Genomic DNA, 17,166 nt, shown 5'->3' with positions numbered 1-17,166 from the left:
TGCGCTCGATCGTGTACTAGTACAAAATAAGAGCTGTGGCAGAACAATATCAGGTCACCGGTGAGACCGCCGCCGCGATTTCGGCGAGCATCGAGGCCGGCGTGGTGCGTGGCGACTGGGTCTTCGGCGCGGCGCTCCCGCCGGTGCGGGTCCTCGCCGGCGCTCTGCATGTCAGCCCCGCCACGGTCGCCAAGGCCTATCAGGAGCTGCGGCAGCGAGGGGTGGTCGAGACCGAGGGCCGGCGCGGCACCCGGATCCGGTCCCGTCCCCCGGTGGCCCCCTCCCGGTCCGCGCTGCGGCTTCCGGTGCCGGCCGGCCTGCGAGATCTCTCCACCGGCGAGCCCGACCTCGGGCTTCTGCCCCCGCTGGGACCGGCGCTGCGAGCGGTGGCCGAGCGGGTGGGCCCGCCGCAGGGCTACACCGCGGCGGTCACCATGCCGGAGCTGATCGAGGCGACGCGTCCGCGCCTGCTCGCCGAGGGCGTCCCGGTCGGCGACGCGGCGATCGCCGTCACCGCCGGCACGCTGGACTCGATCGAGCGATTGCTGGTCGCCCACCTGAAACCGGGTGACGCGGTCGCCGTCGAGGATCCCGGCTGGGCCAATCTGCTGGATCTGATCGCCGCCCTGGGCATGCGGCCACTGCCGGTCGCGATGGACGAGCAGGGTCCCGACCCGGAGTCGCTCGCCGCCGCCCTGCGGGCCGGGGCGCGGGCCGTGGTCATCACCGTGCGCGCACAGAATCCGACCGGTGCGGCGGTCGGCGCCACCCGGGCCGCGGTCCTCCGCGAGCTGCTCGCGGCGCATCCCGAGGTGCTGCTGATGGAGGATGATCACGCCGCCGAGCTGGCCGAGCAGCCGCCGTGCTGCGTCGGCCCGGTGACCAGACGGTGGGCCTTCATCAGGTCGGCCTCGAAACCCTTCGGGCCGGACCTGCGCATCGCCGTGCTGGCCGGCGACGAGACCTCGGTGGCCCGGGTCGCCGGCCGGATGCGGATCGGCATGGGCTGGGTCTCCACCCTGTCGCAGCGGCTGCTCCTCCAGCTCTGGCGCGATCCCGAGGTCACCGAGCTGGTGACGGCCGCGGCCCGGTCCTATGCGACCCGGCGCACCGCACTGCGCGACCGGCTCCGGGAGCGCGGCGTCCCGGCGTTCGGTGACACCGGCATCAACGTCTGGGTGCCGGTGCCCGACGAGACCCACGCTGTCGCGGTGCTTCGCGACGCGGGTTACGCGGTGGCGCCCGGCGCGCTGTTCCGCGTCGCCTCGCCGCCCGGCATCCGGATCACCATCAGCACCCTCACCGAGCCGGAGCTGCCGGCGCTGGCCCAGGCCGTCGCGGCCGCGATCCGGCCCACCGCCGCCGGGCTGATGCGATGAGCGACGCCACCGCGCCGGCCGCGCTGCTGGGGTGCGATGGTGACCAGGAGATCGCGATCTCGCGGGGAGGGCCCGCCGCGGTTGAGGGCGAGAGCGGCCGTCCTCCGGGAGGGTGGCCCGGTCGGCGTGACCATGGTGCCCGCGGGTAGAACGTAGTCATGCCAGGGACCGAAGCACCGGTCGGCGCGCAGCAGTGGGTGCCGCCGCAGCCGCACAGCATCGATGAGCTCAAGCAGGCCGCGTCCGGTTGTCGGGGCTGTGAGCTCTACGAGGACGCCACCCAGACGGTCTTCGGCCGGGGTGCCCCGCACTCCAAGATCGTCTTCGTCGGCGAGCAGCCCGGCGATGTCGAGGACCAGAAGGGCCTGCCGTTCGTCGGCCCGGCCGGGCGGTTGCTGCGCGACGCCGTGGACGACGCCGGGATCGACCCCGGCGACCTCTACATCACCAACGCGGTCAAGCACTTCCGTTTCGAGCTGCGGGGGAAGCGCCGCATCCACCAGACGCCCGGCCCGGCGCACATCACCGCCTGCCGCCCATGGCTGGTCGCCGAGTTCGCGTTGCTGAAACCGCGGCTGGTGGTGCTGCTCGGAGCGACGGCGGGCAAGGCGCTGCTGGGCCCGTCGTTCCGGGTCACCCGATCCCGGGGCCAGCTGATGCCGTGGCCGGCCTCGGCCGAGCACCCGGCGGACTTCCCGGTCGCCGAGATCCGGGCGCTGGCCACCATCCATCCGTCGGCGGTGTTGCGCGCGGACAACCGGGACATCGCCTATCAGGGTCTGGTCGACGACCTGAAGGTGGCGGCCGCGGCGATCACCGCCTGAGTTCTCCGAGCCGATCGCCTTTCCCCACCGATCGAACGGCCGACGGCCCAGCGGCCCGTGCCGCACGTCACAAACCGATTTCCGTACGGCGGCCGGCTTCGCGAAGCGGGCCGTCCCCCTACCGCATGGGTACGCTCGTGACGTGCGATTGACGGACTTCTGGGGGCGCCTGGAGCAGGCGTTCGGGGCGGCCTACGCCCACAGCATCGCGGCCGATCACGCTTTCGCGGCGCTGGGTGGCCGGACCATTGATCAGGCGATCGCGCAGGGTGTCGACACCGCTACGATCTGGCGCGCGGTGGTCGCCACGTACCCCGATCGGGTGCCCGCCCAGCTGCACTGAGTCATTTTTCGTACGCTTGTTCTGGCGTGTCGCTCGATGTCGTACAAGTGTTCGGCTATTGTCCACAGCGGCTCGGCTATCCACAGCTCTCGGTAGGGCGGAGGATTTTTGTCATACCCACCGCATACCGTGTCGGCCGTGGCGAAGAACGCGAAGTCGAATACAGGGGTGGCGGCAATGGTGGCAGGACCGGACCGGGAAAAGGCGCTCGAACTGGCGCTGGCACAGATCGACAAGCAGTTCGGCAAGGGCTCCGTGATGCGGCTGGGGGAGCGGCCGGTGGTGCAGACCGCCGTCATCCCGACCAGCTCGATCGCGCTGGACGTGGCCCTCGGCGTCGGCGGCCTGCCGCGCGGCCGGGTCATCGAGGTCTACGGGCCGGAGTCCAGTGGTAAGACCACGGTCGCCCTGCACGCTGTGGCGAACGCGCAGAAGGCCGGCGGTGTCGCGGCGTTCATCGACGCCGAGCACGCGCTCGACCCGGAGTACGCACGGGCTCTCGGCGTCGACACCGACGCGCTGCTGGTGTCCCAGCCGGACACCGGTGAGCAGGCGCTGGAGATCGCGGACATGCTGATCCGCTCGGGCGCGCTGGACATCATCGTCATCGACTCGGTGGCGGCCCTGGTGCCGCGTGCCGAGATCGAGGGCGAGATGGGTGACAGCCACGTCGGTCTGCAGGCCCGCCTGATGAGCCAGGCGCTCCGCAAGATCACCGGCGTGCTGAACAACACCGGCACCACCGCGATCTTCATCAACCAGCTCCGCGAGAAGATCGGCGTCATGTTCGGCTCGCCGGAGACCACGACCGGTGGTCGCGCGCTCAAGTTCTACGCCTCGGTCCGGCTCGACGTGCGCCGCATCGAGAGCCTGAAGGACGGCACCGACGTGGTCGGTAACCGCACCCGGGTCAAGGTCGTGAAGAACAAGGTGGCCGCGCCGTTCAAGCAGGCCGAGTTCGACATCATGTACGGCAAGGGCATCTCCCGCGAGGGCTCGCTCATCGATGTCGGCGTCGAGCAGAGCATCATCCGCAAGTCCGGCGCCTGGTACACCTACGACGGCGACCAGCTCGGCCAGGGCAAGGAGAAGGCCCGGGAGTTCCTCAAGGAGAACCCGGACGTCGCCGCTGAGATCGAGAAGAAGATCCTCGAGAAACTCGGTGTCGGCCAGACCACCGGGGACGCCGCCGGTGGCCCCGAGCTGCCGCCGGTCGACTTCTGATCCGGTAAGCCACGATGGCCGGACGACGTGGTGCCCGGTCCGGGCGCGGGTGGGATGCCATCCCGCCCCGGGCCGGCGCCGACGTGCCGGATGACGGCACTCCGGACGACCGTGCCCCGGGCTCCGCTCGCCGGGGTGGTGGCCGGCGGGGCGGCTATGCGCGCCGGAGCCGTTCCGAGAGCGACGAAGGTCTCTGGCAGACCTTCGGTTCCTCCAGCGAGGGCCCGCCGGAGCCGGAGGAGCCGGTGGGTGCCGATGACGCACCTGGTGAGCAGCCCTCGGGTGCCACCGGTGCCTGGGGCCGCCGAGGCGGTCCGGGCCGGGCGAGAGAGCGTGGCGGCCTGGCGGGGTTCGGCAGCGGTGGTGACGGTGGCGAGGAGCCCCGGCGAGCCGGTCCGGGCCGTGCGGGGGAGCGCGGCGGCCCGGTGGGGTTCGGCGGTGGTGGCGAGGAGCCCCGGCGAGCCGGTCGGGAGCGCGGCGGCCCCGCGGGGTTCGGCGGTGGTGGCGAGGAGCCCCGGCGAGCCGGTCCGCGGCAGAGCGAGTCCGAGCGGGCCCGGGAGATCTGCTTGCGGCAGCTTGCCGCCCGTCCGCGCACGCGAGCCGAGCTGGCCAGGGTGCTGGCCCGGAAAGAGATCTCCGAGGAAGTGATCGCGGAGGTGCTGGACCGCTACGACGAGGTCGGCATCATCGACGACGCGGCGTTCGCCCGGGCCTGGGTGTCCAGCCGGCATCACGGCCGTGGCCTGGCCCGCCGAGCCCTGGCCAACGAGCTGCGGCAGCGCGGGGTCGATGCCGAGGTGGCCGGCGAGGCGCTGGAGGCCGTCGACGAGGAGGCGGAGGCCGAGGCCGCACGTGCCCTGGTCGATCGCAAGCTGCGCACGGCCACCGGGACGCCGGAGGCGGTCTTCCGGCGGCTCGTGGCGATGCTCGCCCGCAAGGGCTATCCGGCCGGTGTCGCCATCCGCGCGGTGAAGGACGCGCTGGCCGCCCGCGACGCGGAAGCCGCCGAGTTCGCCGACGGCGTGGACGCCGACGCCTTGGCCGACCAGGCCGAGGACGCCACCTCCTGACCGCCGGCACAGGATCCCGGCGGCACAGGGAGCCACCCCAGCACGCCCGCACCTGGCTGCGCGGCGTGCCCGGCGAGGCCCGCCGACTCGCGGCCGGCCGCGAGCCCGCCCATGGTTGCGCTTGGTAACAACGTCCCATGAACGGCGAGAACCCGCCGGACCACTGGTGCGGCCCGCTCCACCACCCCGCGAACCGCGAAACCTCCTGATGGCATTGGTCCGGATCGCACCCACTCACCCCGATATAGTCCTGATGTGAGGACGCCCCCCATTCGACGAGATTCTCCTGATCGGCACTCGCCAGGCCGGCCATCGTCACGCACCGTGCGGTGGCTGTCCGGTTGTCGGCGGGCGGATAATGGGATCGGCGCCCGGAAACCGCCGACCACGACCCGGGGATGAAAGTGCTCGATGCCCCGGCACGTCGGAAATATCCGGGCGTTATCGTGAGCTGGGCGTAAGCACGTCTGTGCCGTACGTCCTATCCGCTGCCGAATCATGAGTCCTTGACCGAAGCGGCACTTGCGACCTAGCCTCGCGTTACACAAGGTTTGCTCGACCATCGCAAGCAACACACACAACATAGATCGCATTACATTACGGCATCACTTGGCGGGTCCCGCCCGCCGCAGGCTCCGCCGACCGCTGACCGCGCGGTGGGCGGCGCGACATAGCAGCGGTCGACCCCACAACTACACACACTCTGATCCGAGCCATCAGCGGCTGACCCGGATGCGGAGGCCGACCGCGGCGCCGGCGGACCGACAGAGCCTGAGGGACGAGGACCGTTCCCGGTGTTGTCACACTCCGTCGACATTCGCGAGCCGGCCGAGGCACCCGAATCGGCCGCGACGATGCCGGTTCGCCGAGGCGCCACAGGCCGAGGGACGGCGCGGAGCGGACAGCGACGGGCAGCGGGAGTGACCCGACCGGCAATGCGGAACCACGCGGGGAGCCGGCCGAGCCAGCGCTTCCCCGATGCCGCCGCCCCGTCAGCCACCCCCGATGCCGATGACCCATGGACCCGACCCCACCAGGGCCGGGCCCGCGGCGATCCCGCACCGTCGAAGGGCCCGGACCAGAACCGACGATCCGGACCACTGAGTCGCCGAACCGGACCGGGAGGCCGAAAGCCACCCCGTTTGCCGGCCCGGAGAGGTCAGGAAGCCGGAACAGGCGGCATCCAGCCTTCCCGAAAGGCGAAGCTGGTAGCCGTACGGCGGAGCGTGTGAGCCGGGGCCCGGTGCCGCCTGTGGTCATCTGCCTTGGTCGGGCATCCCGCAGAGAGCCCGCGCGCGTGCACACCGCGCCGGCGGCGAAGGGAGACGCGGCGAGATGGCCCCCCAAGAATGGGTGCTGGTAGTAGCGATCGTCGTGCTCGCCGTGTCGGTGATCGTCGGGATGACGCTGGGCGCCCGCGCGCTGCGTCAGCTGCGGACCGAACGGCAGGATGCCCACGATCGGCACGAGCAGGAGGTCGGTGACGCTCAGGCGAAGGTCGCCGACGCGAACGCCAAGGCCGCTTCGGTGCGTGCCGAGGCAGCCGCCGCGAAGGCCGAGGCCGCCGCCGCCCGGGCCGAGGCCCGCCGGGTGCTGGAGAACGCGCACAGCGAGGCCGACACCATCCTGGAGCACGCCCACCGGCAGGCCGAGGCGGATGTCGAGCAGTTGCGGACCGCCGCCCGCCGCTCCGGCGAGCGGGAGATCGCGCTGCTCAACGCCACGGTCAAGGAGCAGTCGGCGGAGGTGGAGCGGCGTGCCGCCCGGATCGACGAGCGGGAGCGGCTGCACGCCGAGGAGGTCGAGCGGCTGGTCGAGCGGGAGCGCCGGCTGGGCGCGCTGGAAGCCGACCTGACGAAGCGGGAGGCGAACCTGCGGGCCCGCGAGGCGGAGATCAAGGCGGCCGAGGAGACGAAGCGCCGCGAGCTGGAGCGGATCGCCGGGCTCACCTCGGAGACCGCGAAGACCGAGCTGATCGACGCGATCGAGGGGCAGGCGAAGCGCGAGGCGGCGATCCTGATCCGGGACATCGAGCAGGACGCCCGGAACACCGCCGACACCCGGGCCCGGCACATCGTTGTCGACGCCATCCAGCGGATCGCCAGCGAGCAGACCGCGGAGAGCGTGGTCAGCGTGCTGCACCTGCCCAGTGACGAGATGAAGGGCCGGATCATCGGCCGGGAGGGTCGCAACATCCGGGCCTTCGAGTCGACCACCGGGGTCAACCTGATCATCGACGACACCCCGGAGGCGGTGCTGCTCTCCTGCTTCGACCCGGTGCGCCGCGAGGTGGGCCGGCTGACGCTGGAGAAGCTGGTGCTGGACGGCCGCATCCATCCGCACCGGATCGAGGAGGTCTTCGACTCGGCGAAGAACGAGGTGGAGCGGCTCTGTGACCGCGCCGCCGAGGAGGCGCTGGTCGACGTCGGGATCACCAGCATCCACCCGGAGCTGGCGAAACTGCTGGGCCGGCTGCGCTACCGCACGAGTTACGGCCAGAACGTGCTCAAGCACCTGGTGGAGACCGCGCACATCGCCGGGATCATGGCCGCCGAGCTGGGCCTGGACGTGCCGACCATGAAACGTGCGGCGTTCCTGCACGACATCGGCAAGGCGCTGACCCACGAGGTGGAGGGCAGTCACGCGCTGATCGGCGCGGACCTCGCTCGCAAGTACGGCGAGCACGAGGACATCGTGCATGCCATCGAGGCCCATCACAACGAGGTGCCGCCGCAGACCATCGAGGCCGTGCTCACCCAGGCCTCGGACGCCTGCTCGGGCGGCCGGCCCGGTGCGCGCCGGGAGAGCCTGGAGGCCTACGTCAAGCGCCTGGAGCGGATCGAGGAGATCGCCGGCGGCAAGCTCGGCGTCGAGAAGGTCTTCGCCATGCAGGCCGGCCGGGAGATCCGCGTCATGGTCCGCCCCGACGACATCGACGACATCGGCGCCGCCGTCCTGGCCCGCGACGTGGCCAAGCAGATCGAGGAGGAGCTCACCTACCCCGGTCAGATCCGCGTCACGGTCGTCCGCGAATCCCGCGTCACCGAGCTGGCCCGCTAGACCATCACGATCAAGACCCGATCACGGTACGACGGGAGATCCCGTCGTACCGTGAAGCGGCGGTCGTGACCGGCCTCAGACCTGCCGGTTCACATCGGTCAGCGGCAGCGGCTTGGCCGCCGTGGTCCGCACCCGGGTCATCCGCCGCTGCAGCCACCACGCGAAGAACGAGAGCATCCCGCAGATGCTGATGTAGATCGTGCCGATCACCAGGTACGCCGGCACGTAGGGGAACCCGAACGCCAGCCGCCCGCCGATCGTCTTGCCGACCGTCAGCAGCTCCGGGTAGGTGATGATGAAGCCGAGCGCGGTGTCCTTGAGCAGCACCACGAGCTGGCTCACGATCGCCGGCAGCATCGAGCGCACCGCCTGCGGCAGCAGGATCAGCCGGAGCACCTGGTTCTTGCGCATGCCGATCGCGTAGGCCGCCTCGGACTGCCCGCGCGGCACCGCGTTGACGCCGGCCCGGAAGATCTCGGCGAGCACCGACCCGTTGTACAGCGTCAGGCCGATCACCAGCGCCCACAGGTTGCTGATCGACCAGCCGTATTGCAGCGGGACGTAGTACCCGAAGAAGATCAGGATCAGTAGCGGGATGGCCCGGAACAGCTCCACCACCCAGCTGGACGGCACCCGCAGGATCCGGTGGTCGCTGAGCCGGCCGGCCGCGAAGATCGCTCCGAACGGCACCGCCAGCAGCGTCGCGAGGCCGGCCGCCTTCAGCGTGGCGACCAGGCCGTGGACGATCTCCAGCTGGACGGCCTTGAACTTGAACTGGTCCCAGCGCCGCGGCTCGAACTGGCCGGTCTTGTAGAACCGGTAGATCACCCAGGCGAGCAGGCCGATGATCGCCAGCGTGGCGAGCACACCGATGATCTGGTTGCGCCGGCGGCCGCGCGGGCCGGGCAGGTCGTACAGCACCGAGGAACTCATCGCGCCACCGTCAACTTCCGCTCGAGGAACCGCTGCAGCAGGACCAGGGGAGTGATCAGGATCAGGAAGCCGACGACGATCCAGATCAGCACGTAGAACTGCGGCTCACCGAACTCCGACATGTACGACGGAATCGCACCGGCCTCCAGCACCGAGAAGCCTGCCGCCACCGTGGTGTTCTTCAGCATCGCGATCAGCACGCTCATCAGCGGCGGCACCATCGAGCGGAACGCCTGCGGCAGCACCACCTGCAGGAGCACCTGGTCGAAGGTGAGACCCAGGGCGCGCGCCGCCTCGGCCTGCCCGGGGGCGACCGTGTTGACGCCGGACCGCACCACCTCGCAGATGAACGCGGCGGTGTAGACGGTCAGCGCCGTGAAGGCGGCGGTCTGGTACTCGAGGTTGACGTCCAGTTTCGGGACGGCGAAGACCAGGAACGCGAAGACCAGCGTCAACGGCGTGTTGCGCACGATGTTCACGTAGGCCCCGCCGAACCAGCGCAGCGCCGGGATCGGTGACACCCGGAACGCGCCGAGCAGCGTGCCCAGCAGCAGGCTCCCGACCGCCGCGACGAGGAACAGCTTCACCGTGTTCCCGAAACCTTTGAGGAACAGGTCCCAGTGGTCGGTCAGTACGTGCAGGAACTCCGTCATTCCCCGTCCTAAGCCGTACCGGCCGAGGCCGGGCGGATCATCCGCCCGGCCTCGGTTCAGCAGATGTGGATCAGTAGCGCTCGAGCGCCGGCGGCGTGGCCGTCGAGCCCGACTTGCCCAGCGTGCCGTCGTAGATCTTCTGCCAGGTGCCGTCCTTGAACGCGGCCTCCAGCTGGTTGTTCACGTAGTCACGCAGCGCCTTGTCGTCGCGCGGCAGGCCGATGCCGTACTTCTCGGTGCTGAACGGCTTGCCGACGACCTTGAGGTCGGTCGGGTTCTGCGCGGCGTAGCCCTTGAGGATCGCGTCGTCGGTGGTGACGGCGTCGACCTTCTTGTCCAGCAGCTGCGACACGCACTCCGAGTAGGTCTTGAACTCGACGATGTTCTCCGGCTCGGTCAGGCCCTCGTCGCGGACCCGCTGGATCGGCGTGGAGCCCTGGGCCGAGCAGACCTTCTTGCCCTTGAGGGTGTCCTTGCCGGTGATCGCCGTCTCGTCCTTGCGGACCAGCAGGTCCTGGCCGGCGACGAAGTACGGCCCGGCGAACGAGACGTCCGCCTTGCGCTTGTCGGTGATCGAGTAGGTGCCGACGTAGTAGTCGATCTCCCCACCCTTGATCGCCGTCTCCCGGTTGGCCGACGGGATCTCCTTGTACTCGATCTTCGCCGGGTCGACGCCCAGCTTCGACGCGATGTACTGGGCGGTCTCGATGTCGAAGCCGCACCGGGTGCCGGAGGTGTCCTTGTAGCCCAGGTTGGGCTGGTCGAACTTGACCCCGACGGTCACCTTGCCGGCCGACTTGATCTTGTCGAAGGTCGGGCTGCCCTTCACCGCGGCGGCGGTGTCGGCGGTGAACGTGACGCCCGAGGACTTACAGGTGTCCGAGGCCGGCGCCGCGCCGCTGCCGTTACCGGCGCCGCTCGGAGTCGGGGTGCCCTCCTCACCACATGCGGTAAGCGTGAAGGCGAACGCCGCCGTGGCGGCGAACACCGCTACCCGCTTGATACCCATGATCAACTCTCTCCTCTGCTCCAGTTCAGACCCTGGAATTGGCTTGGGGGCCGGTCATCGGGGGTGTTCAGTGCGTCAAGATCTTGGAAAGGAAGTCCTTGGCCCGGTCGCTCTTCGGGTTCGCGAAGAACTCCGCCGGAGGCGCCTGCTCGATCAGCTGGCCGTCGGCCATGAAGACCACCCGGTTCGCCGCGTGCCGGGCGAAGCCCATCTCGTGGGTGACCACCACCATGGTCATCCCCTCTTTGGCCAGCGAGGTCATCACGTCCAGCACCTCACCGACCATCTCCGGGTCGAGCGCGCTGGTCGGCTCGTCGAAGAGCAGCGCCTTGGGCTGCATGGCGAGCGCCCGGGCGATCGCCACCCGCTGCTGCTGGCCGCCGGAGAGCTGAGCCGGGAACTTGTCCGCCTGGCTGGCGATGCCGACCCGCTCCAGCAGGGACATCGCGCGGTCCCGGGCGGTGGCCGCCTTCTCCTTGCGCACCTTGACCGGGCCCAGCATCACGTTCTGCAGGATGGTCTTGTGCGCGAACAGGTTGAAGGACTGGAAGACCATGCCGACCTCGCTGCGCAGCTGCGCGAGCGGCCGGCCCTCGGCGGGCAGCAGCCGGCCGTCGAAAGTGATCGTCCCGGAGTCGATCGGCTCCAGCCGGTTGATCGCCCGGCACAGCGTGGACTTGCCCGACCCGGACGGTCCGATCACGACGACCACCTCGCCGCGCGCGACAGACAGATCCACATCCTGCAGCACGTGCAGCGGGCCGAACCACTTGTTCACGTTCTCCAGAACGATGAGAGCCTCGCCTGCCACCCCGTGTCCATCCGCTAGTCGGGTCACTCGATGGGAGACACCCTAGGACGGCCTAGGTATCGGATAGTGACGAGAATGGTCACGGAGCAGTAACGCAGTCGCCACCCAGGGAGAGAAACGGACACGATGGCAGGTATGACTGGCCTCTGGAACTGGTCCGTCGCGAGCCGGATCGAGCCCGAGCGGGTGCGGGATGCCCTGGCCGGGGCGCTGGAACGCGGTGTGACCGAGATCGGACAGGCCGGCCCGGACGCCATGCTCTGCGACGTGTATCACGTCGGTGGCGACTTTCCGACACTCGTCGACGTGTACCTGGCGCCCGAGGAGATCGCCGAGGAGACCGTCGCGAGCGCCGTCGCGGTCCGGCTGGCGGCCGCGGTCCTGGTTCCCGACGACACCCTCAACCCCTCCCGGTACATCTGTGCCGAGCCGGACGGCACCCTGCGCCCGGTGCACGTCGACGAACGGGAGACCGACGACGGCGCCGAGCGGCGGCACCTGCGCCCGTGCACCGGCGACGATCCGGCCTGCGCGGCCCACCCCGGTTGCCACCGATCGCGCTGGAAACCCGCCCCGACGCCCGAGCGACCCGCCGCGGCGTAAGCAGTACCCTGGTCAATTGCCATGACTGTTGAAATCCCGGGCGCCTCCCGCACGTACGACGTGCGCACCTACGGCTGCCAGATGAACGTGCACGACAGCGAGCGGATCTCCGGCCTGATGGAGGACGCGGGCTACGTGCGGGCCGCCGACCCCGAGGCGGCCGACGTCGTGGTCTTCAACACCTGCGCGGTCCGGGAGAACGCCGACAACCGCCTCTACGGCAACCTCGGCCACCTGCGCCCGACCAAGCTGAAGAACCCCGGCATGCAGATCGCCGTCGGCGGCTGCCTGGCGCAGAAGGACCAGGGCGACATCGTCAAGAAGGCGCCCTGGGTCGACGTGGTCTTCGGCACCCACAACATCGGCTCGCTGCCGGCGCTGCTGGAGCGCGCCCGGCACAACGAGGAGGCGCAGGTCGAGATCCTCGAGGCGCTCGAGGTCTTCCCGTCCACCCTGCCCACCAAGCGCGAGTCGACCTACGCCGGCTGGGTCTCCATCTCGGTGGGCTGCAACAACACCTGCACGTTCTGCATCGTCCCGGCGCTGCGCGGCAAGGAGAAGGACCGCCGCCCCGGCGACATCCTGGCCGAGGTGCGCGCCCTGGTCGCCGAGGGCGTTCTCGAGGTGACCCTGCTCGGGCAGAACGTGAACTCCTACGGCGTCGAGTTCGGCGACCGGCTCGCCTTCGGCAAGCTGCTGCGCGCCTGCGGCGAGGTGGAGGGCCTGGAGCGGGTCCGCTTCACCAGCCCGCACCCGAAGGACTTCACCGACGACGTGATCGCCGCGATGGCCGAGACGCCGAATGTCTGCCACTCGCTGCACATGCCGCTGCAGTCCGGCTCCGACCGGGTGCTCAAGGCCATGCGCCGCAGCTACCGCCAGGAGAAATACCTGGGCATCATCGAGAAGGTCCGGGCCGCCATGCCGGACGCCGCGATCACCACCGACATCATCGTCGGCTTCCCCGGCGAGACCGACGAGGACTTCGAGCAGACCCTCGAGGTGGTCCGTCAGGCCCGTTTCTCCAGCGCCTTCACGTTCCAGTATTCGAAGCGTCCCGGCACCCCCGCCGCGACGATGGACGAGCAGGTGCCGAAAAAGGTCGTCCAGGAGCGTTACGACCGCCTGATCAGCACCCTCGAAGAGATCACCTGGGCCGAGAACAAGAAACTCGTCGGGGAGAGGGTCGAGGTCCTGGTCGCTGTCGGCGAGGGCCGCAAGGACGAGCGCACCGGCCGGATGAGCGGCCGCGCCCGCGACGGCCGCCTGGTCCACTTCGCCACCGGCGACCTCGTCGGCGACCGGGCCCCGCGCCCCGGCGACATCGTCGAGACCGTGATCACCTACGCCGCGCCGCACCACCTCAACGCCGACGGCGCCCCGCTCGCGCACCGCCGCACCCGCGCCGGCGACGCCTTCGCGGCCGGCCGGACCCCGAAACTCAAGGGTGTCTCGCTGGGCCTGCCCACGATCGGCGTCCCCGCTCCGCTGCCGCCGGCCGCCGACGGCTGCGCCCTCTGAGATCCGCTGTGGTCCGGCACGCCTGCCGCGTGCCGGTTCGCCCGGCCACCTCAGACCCCGCTTTCGGTACGCCGGGGAGCCGCCCGCCGTCCGGAACCGCCCAGCGCCCGCCCGCCGCGGCGCCGCCCGGTACGGACTTCGCCGGCATGGCGGTGGTGCCCCGCTCGGTGGGCCGGGCCGGGAGACGGCGGACGCGTGCGCCGGGAGTACCGCAGTCGTCGCGATGAGTGATCGACGTGCCACACTGGGGCCGTCGGACTCGTCGAGAGGTGTCGATGGCCAGCTTCCCCCGCGCGTCCCGGCCGTTCCGCGGTGAGCAGCGCCAGCCGGCGGTGACCGCCACCCGGCTGCTGTTCGCCCTGGCCGGCCTCGCCGCGCTGGCGCTGGGTTACCTCGGCTTCGATCAGTACCTGGCCGCCGCCCCCGACCCGGCCACCCGGGACCCGCTCAACCTGACGTACCACACGCTCCAGCTCTTCGTGCTCGGCGCCGACCCGCTCCAGGAGGCGGTGCGGCTGCCGCCGGCCCTCCAGGTCGCCCGGTTCGTCGCGCCGGCGGTCACCCTCTACGCGCTCTTCGAGGCCGGCCGCCTGCTGCTGGCCACCGAGTGGCGCCGGTGGCGCGCCCGCCGCTCCCGCGACCACGTGGTGATCTGCGGGGACACCTCGGTGGCCCGGACCCTCGCCGACCGGCTGTACCAGGCGGGACAGCGGGTGGTCTGGGTGCGCAGCCGGCCGATCGGCCCCCTCGAGCTGCGCCACCGCGCCCTGCTCGGCGTGCAGGGCGATCCGCGCGACCCGGACGTGCTGCGCGGTGCCGCCGCCGGCCGGGCCGCGGTGGTGTACGCGTGCACCGGCGAGAGCGCCGCCAACCTGACCATCGCCGCCGCGGTCGCCCGCCTGGCCCCGTCGAGCAGGCCGGGCATGGCCGTCTACGCCCAGATCCACGAGCCGGACTGGGCGCTCACCCTGCAGGCCCGCCGGCTCAGCGTGCCGGAGGCGACCGCCCACCGGCTCGACTTCTTCCACCTCGACGACCTCGCCGTCCGCGTGCTGCTCGCCGAACGCCCCCTGCTGACCGCTCCCGCCGCGCCCCCGCCGCCATCAGCCTCCGAGCCGCCGTCCCCGCCGGAAGCCGCGTCCGGGCCGCCGTCCCCCTCGCCGGCCTCGCCGCCTGCACCATCCGTGCCGCCCGGACCGTCGCCGCCGCTGTCGCGCCCGGGCGGCGGGGCGCCCCGGCTGCTGCTGGCCGGTGACTCGACGCTGGCCCGGGCGCTGCTGGCCGAGCTGGCCCGGCACTGGCGGCTGCACCGGCCGGACCCGGGCGCCCGGGTCGAGGTGGACCTGGTCGCCCCGAACGCCGCCCGGGTGCTGGAGCGGCTGGCCCGGCGCCGCCCGGCCCTGCTCGACGCCTGCCGGGTGACGCCGTACGACGGCACGGTCGGTGACCTGCTCGACGCCGCCACCCCGCGGTACGACCACGCCTTCCTCTGCTTCACCGACGAGAAGTACGGTCTCCAGCTCGCCCTCTCCGAGTACCGCCTCTGGCACGCCGTCGACGGTGACCTGGTGGTGGCCGTGGACGGGCTGGCCGAGCTGGCCGACGCGTTCCGCCCGGAGCAGGCGCCGCCGCTGCTGGACCCGCTCAACGGCCGGCTCCGGCTCTTCTCCCCGGTGGCGGCCGGCGGTGATCCCGCGCTGATCACCGAGGACCTGTCCGAGCGCCTGGCCCGCCTGATCCACGAGCGCTACCTGGTGGCCCGGCTGGCCCGCGGCGACGCGATGGGTTCCGCCGCCGCCATGGCACCCTGGTCCGATCTGGATCACGCGCTGCGCCGGGCCAACCTGCTGCAGGCCGCCGACATCGGCCCGAAGTTGCACCAGGTGCACTGCGCGATAGTGCCGCGTGACGCCGCCGGCGACGATTTCCGGTTCACCGGTGACGAGGTCGAGGAGCTGGCGCGACGCGAGTCCGGGCGCTGGGTGGCGGCCACCCTTGCCGAGTCGGCCGCGACCGGGCTGCCGGTGGCCGCCCGATACCGCGCCTACCTGCGAGAATGGGACGATCTGCCGCCCGAGGGCAAGGAGCGCTGCCGAGCGGCAATTCGCGACATTCCGGAAATTCTGGGCGAGGCGGGCTTCCAAGTCGTCCGTTTGTCGGACACTGGAGCGAACCGGGCACTTTTCCCGGCATGAACGGACGGCGGGACGGCGAGGGAGAAGCGATGATGCGCATCGGGGTGACGGGCCACATCCGGCTCGAACCGTCCGCCCGCCGGTTGATCTACCGCGAACTCGTCAAGGAGTTGCGCGCGCACAAGGGCGTCCACGGGGTCACCTGCCTGGCCGAGGGCGCCGACCGGATCTTCGCCGAGGCGGTCCGGGCCTGCCGCGGCACCTTCGAGGTGGTGCTTCCGGTGCCGGAGCACTCCGCCGCCCCGGAGAACGACCGCGACCTGTGCGGCCTGCTCCGGCACGCCACCGACGTCACCCGTCTCACCGTCCCCGGTCCGCCCGAGGGCTCCTACGAGGCGGCCAGCCGCGAGGTGGTGGAGCGCTGCGACCTGCTGATCGCGGTCTGGGACGGCAGCGGCGTCGGCCTGCGCGGCGGCACCGCCGAAACCGTCGCCTGGGCGGTCGCCCACGGCAGGCAGGTCCGCCGGGTCTGGCCCGCCGGCGCCCGCCGCAGCACCCTCTCCGCGGTCCCGCTCCCGGTCGGCTGACCACCGGTGCCCGAGACGGCACCTAGCCCAGCAGCTCCCGCGCCATCGCGCAGACGTCCTCGGCCGACCCCCAGGACAGGGTGACTCCGGCCCCGCCGTGCCCGTAGTTGTGGATCACGTGCCCGTCGCCGCACTCCTCCTGCTCCACCCGGATCGGCGCCCGGTACGGCCGGTACCCGACCCGCTGCCCGAGCACCTCCGCCCCGGCGAGCTCGGGGAAGAGCGCGATCGCCCGGTCCAGGATCTCCCGGCCGAGCCGCTCGTCCGGCTCCGGCCGGTCGGCGCCCGCCTCCGCGCTGCCGCCGATCAGCAGCCGGTCGCCGTGCGGCAGCAGGTAGGTCAGCCCGCCCGACGCGTCGGTGCCGGTGAAGAACTCGGTGATCCCGGGATTGCGGACCACCACGATCTGTCCGCGGACCGGCTGTACCGCGGCGTCACCGGTCAGCGCGCCGGCCCGGTGCCCGGTGCAGTTGACCACCACCGGCGCCGTAGCGGTCAGCAGGCCCAGGTCGGTGACGTGCGCCTGGTCGACCGGCACCCCGAGCCGGGCCAGCCGGTCGCCCAGAAACCCGAGGTAGACCGGCATGTCGATGAGCGCGGTGGTGAACCGCCAGCCGCCGGCGAAGCCGTCCGGCAGGCCCGCCGGATCCGCCTCGGCGAAACCCGGCATCGCCCGCAGCCAGGCCGGCGCCGGTCGGGGCTGCCGGATCGCGTCCACCCCGCTCACGATCCGGACCCCGGTGCCCGGGTCGGCCGCCTCCGCGGCGAACCGCCGGTACGCCACCCGGCCCCAGCGATCCTGGTCGGGGTGCTCGACCAGGTAGGGCTCCCAGAGCGCGCCGGCCACCGCGGAGGTGGTGCGGGCCGGCGGCCGGTCGGTCACGATCCGCACCGGCAGGCCCAGCTCGGCCAGTCGCACGGCGGTGGTCAACCCGATGATCCCGGCACCGACCACGACGACGGGTGCCTGCTGAGCGGCCATGCCGGCGAGCATAACGGCGCGGCACACCGGAA

The 17,166-nt window shown here is 71.4% G+C and carries 15 protein-coding genes; 10 read left to right on the top strand and 5 right to left on the bottom strand.

The genetic code is table 11. From position 1 onward, the window contains the following. The first annotated feature begins 35 nt into the window (after positions 1–35). The 6 genes from Actob_RS37300 (at position 36) to rny (ending at position 7,900) form a co-directional block, all read left to right on the top strand. On the top strand, positions 36–1,379 hold the full coding sequence (locus tag Actob_RS37300) for an aminotransferase class I/II-fold pyridoxal phosphate-dependent enzyme (RefSeq protein ID WP_284916671.1): 1,344 nt from the start codon (positions 36–38) through the stop codon (positions 1,377–1,379). A 158-nt stretch (positions 1,380–1,537) separates the two neighbouring features. Beyond that, the gene (locus Actob_RS37295; protein WP_284916670.1) at positions 1,538–2,203 is read left to right on the top strand and encodes a UdgX family uracil-DNA binding protein; all 666 of its coding nucleotides are present in this window, start codon (positions 1,538–1,540) and stop codon (positions 2,201–2,203) included. 142 nt (positions 2,204–2,345) lie between these two features. Continuing rightward, on the top strand, positions 2,346–2,546 hold the full coding sequence (locus tag Actob_RS37290; protein WP_284916668.1) for a DUF3046 domain-containing protein: 201 nt from the start codon (positions 2,346–2,348) through the stop codon (positions 2,544–2,546). Between the two features lie 177 nt (positions 2,547–2,723). After that, positions 2,724–3,770 (top strand): recombinase RecA, encoded by a 1,047-nt coding sequence (recA, locus tag Actob_RS37285; RefSeq protein ID WP_203684734.1) that lies wholly within the window; start codon positions 2,724–2,726, stop codon positions 3,768–3,770. A gap of 341 nt (positions 3,771–4,111) precedes the next feature. Then, complete coding sequence (locus Actob_RS37280) at positions 4,112–4,840, top strand: regulatory protein RecX (protein WP_407653741.1); 729 nt, start codon at positions 4,112–4,114, stop codon at positions 4,838–4,840. 1,335 nt (positions 4,841–6,175) lie between these two features. Continuing rightward, positions 6,176–7,900, top strand: a complete 1,725-nt coding sequence (gene rny, locus Actob_RS37275) for a ribonuclease Y (RefSeq protein ID WP_284916665.1) — start codon at positions 6,176–6,178, stop codon at positions 7,898–7,900. Between the two features lie 75 nt (positions 7,901–7,975). On the opposite strand, the gene Actob_RS37270 is transcribed toward rny, so the two are convergent. From Actob_RS37270 to Actob_RS37255, 4 genes are all read right to left on the bottom strand, one after another. Beyond that, on the bottom strand, positions 7,976–8,833 hold the full coding sequence (locus Actob_RS37270; RefSeq protein WP_284916664.1) for an amino acid ABC transporter permease: 858 nt from the start codon (positions 8,831–8,833) through the stop codon (positions 7,976–7,978). Beyond that, positions 8,830–9,486 carry an amino acid ABC transporter permease gene (locus tag Actob_RS37265; protein ID WP_284916663.1) on the bottom strand — a complete coding sequence of 219 codons (657 nt, stop codon included), beginning with the start codon at positions 9,484–9,486 and terminating at the stop codon, positions 8,830–8,832. The genes Actob_RS37270 and Actob_RS37265 overlap by 4 nt, the downstream gene beginning before the upstream one ends. 70 nt (positions 9,487–9,556) lie before the next feature. Next, positions 9,557–10,495, bottom strand: a complete 939-nt coding sequence (locus Actob_RS37260; RefSeq protein WP_284916661.1) for a glutamate ABC transporter substrate-binding protein — start codon at positions 10,493–10,495, stop codon at positions 9,557–9,559. Between the two features lie 67 nt (positions 10,496–10,562). Beyond that, positions 10,563–11,306: an amino acid ABC transporter ATP-binding protein gene (locus Actob_RS37255; protein WP_284916660.1), complete on the bottom strand. Its 744-nt coding sequence runs from the start codon at positions 11,304–11,306 to the stop codon at positions 10,563–10,565. 135 nt (positions 11,307–11,441) lie between these two features. Between Actob_RS37255 and Actob_RS37250 the strand changes: the two genes are divergently transcribed. The 4 genes from Actob_RS37250 to Actob_RS37235 all read left to right on the top strand — a co-directional run bounded on the left by Actob_RS37250 (position 11,442) and on the right by Actob_RS37235 (position 16,152). Continuing rightward, on the top strand, positions 11,442–11,909 hold the full coding sequence (locus tag Actob_RS37250) for a hypothetical protein (RefSeq protein WP_284916659.1): 468 nt from the start codon (positions 11,442–11,444) through the stop codon (positions 11,907–11,909). A 21-nt stretch (positions 11,910–11,930) separates the two neighbouring features. Further along, on the top strand, positions 11,931–13,430 hold the full coding sequence (miaB, locus tag Actob_RS37245; protein ID WP_284916658.1) for a tRNA (N6-isopentenyl adenosine(37)-C2)-methylthiotransferase MiaB: 1,500 nt from the start codon (positions 11,931–11,933) through the stop codon (positions 13,428–13,430). 275 nt (positions 13,431–13,705) lie between these two features. Next, positions 13,706–15,625 carry an NAD-binding protein gene (locus Actob_RS37240; protein WP_284916657.1) on the top strand — a complete coding sequence of 640 codons (1,920 nt, stop codon included), beginning with the start codon at positions 13,706–13,708 and terminating at the stop codon, positions 15,623–15,625. Further along, complete coding sequence (locus Actob_RS37235) at positions 15,622–16,152, top strand: hypothetical protein (protein WP_284916656.1); 531 nt, start codon at positions 15,622–15,624, stop codon at positions 16,150–16,152. The genes Actob_RS37240 and Actob_RS37235 overlap by 4 nt, the downstream gene beginning before the upstream one ends. Before the next feature lie 22 nt (positions 16,153–16,174). Here the strand turns inward: Actob_RS37235 and Actob_RS37230 are convergent, their stop codons facing one another. Beyond that, positions 16,175–17,134, bottom strand: a complete 960-nt coding sequence (locus Actob_RS37230) for an NAD(P)/FAD-dependent oxidoreductase (RefSeq protein WP_284916655.1) — start codon at positions 17,132–17,134, stop codon at positions 16,175–16,177. Between the last annotated feature and the right edge of the window lie 32 nt (positions 17,135–17,166).

Source organism: Actinoplanes oblitus, assembly GCF_030252345.1.
Lineage (GTDB): Bacteria > Actinomycetota > Actinomycetes > Mycobacteriales > Micromonosporaceae > Actinoplanes > Actinoplanes oblitus.
Note: the sequence above shows the minus strand (reverse complement) of the source record. Positions and strands in the feature narration are given on the sequence as shown.

What these genes read in the sequence shown, in the direction of transcription:
- Actob_RS37295 (WP_284916670.1), top strand. Translation starts at nt 1,538, where the DNA reads ATGCCAGGGACCGAAGCACCGGTCGGCGCGCAGCAGTGGGTGCCGCCG.
- recA (WP_203684734.1), top strand. Translation starts at nt 2,724, where the DNA reads ATGGTGGCAGGACCGGACCGGGAAAAGGCGCTCGAACTGGCGCTGGCA.
- rny (WP_284916665.1), top strand. Translation starts at nt 6,176, where the DNA reads ATGGCCCCCCAAGAATGGGTGCTGGTAGTAGCGATCGTCGTGCTCGCC.
- Actob_RS37270 (WP_284916664.1), bottom strand. Translation starts at nt 8,833, where the DNA reads ATGAGTTCCTCGGTGCTGTACGACCTGCCCGGCCCGCGCGGCCGCCGG.
- Actob_RS37265 (WP_284916663.1), bottom strand. Translation starts at nt 9,486, where the DNA reads ATGACGGAGTTCCTGCACGTACTGACCGACCACTGGGACCTGTTCCTC.
- Actob_RS37260 (WP_284916661.1), bottom strand. Translation starts at nt 10,495, where the DNA reads ATGGGTATCAAGCGGGTAGCGGTGTTCGCCGCCACGGCGGCGTTCGCC.
- Actob_RS37250 (WP_284916659.1), top strand. Translation starts at nt 11,442, where the DNA reads ATGACTGGCCTCTGGAACTGGTCCGTCGCGAGCCGGATCGAGCCCGAG.
- miaB (WP_284916658.1), top strand. Translation starts at nt 11,931, where the DNA reads ATGACTGTTGAAATCCCGGGCGCCTCCCGCACGTACGACGTGCGCACC.
- Actob_RS37240 (WP_284916657.1), top strand. Translation starts at nt 13,706, where the DNA reads ATGGCCAGCTTCCCCCGCGCGTCCCGGCCGTTCCGCGGTGAGCAGCGC.
- Actob_RS37235 (WP_284916656.1), top strand. Translation starts at nt 15,622, where the DNA reads ATGAACGGACGGCGGGACGGCGAGGGAGAAGCGATGATGCGCATCGGG.
- Actob_RS37230 (WP_284916655.1), bottom strand. Translation starts at nt 17,134, where the DNA reads ATGGCCGCTCAGCAGGCACCCGTCGTCGTGGTCGGTGCCGGGATCATC.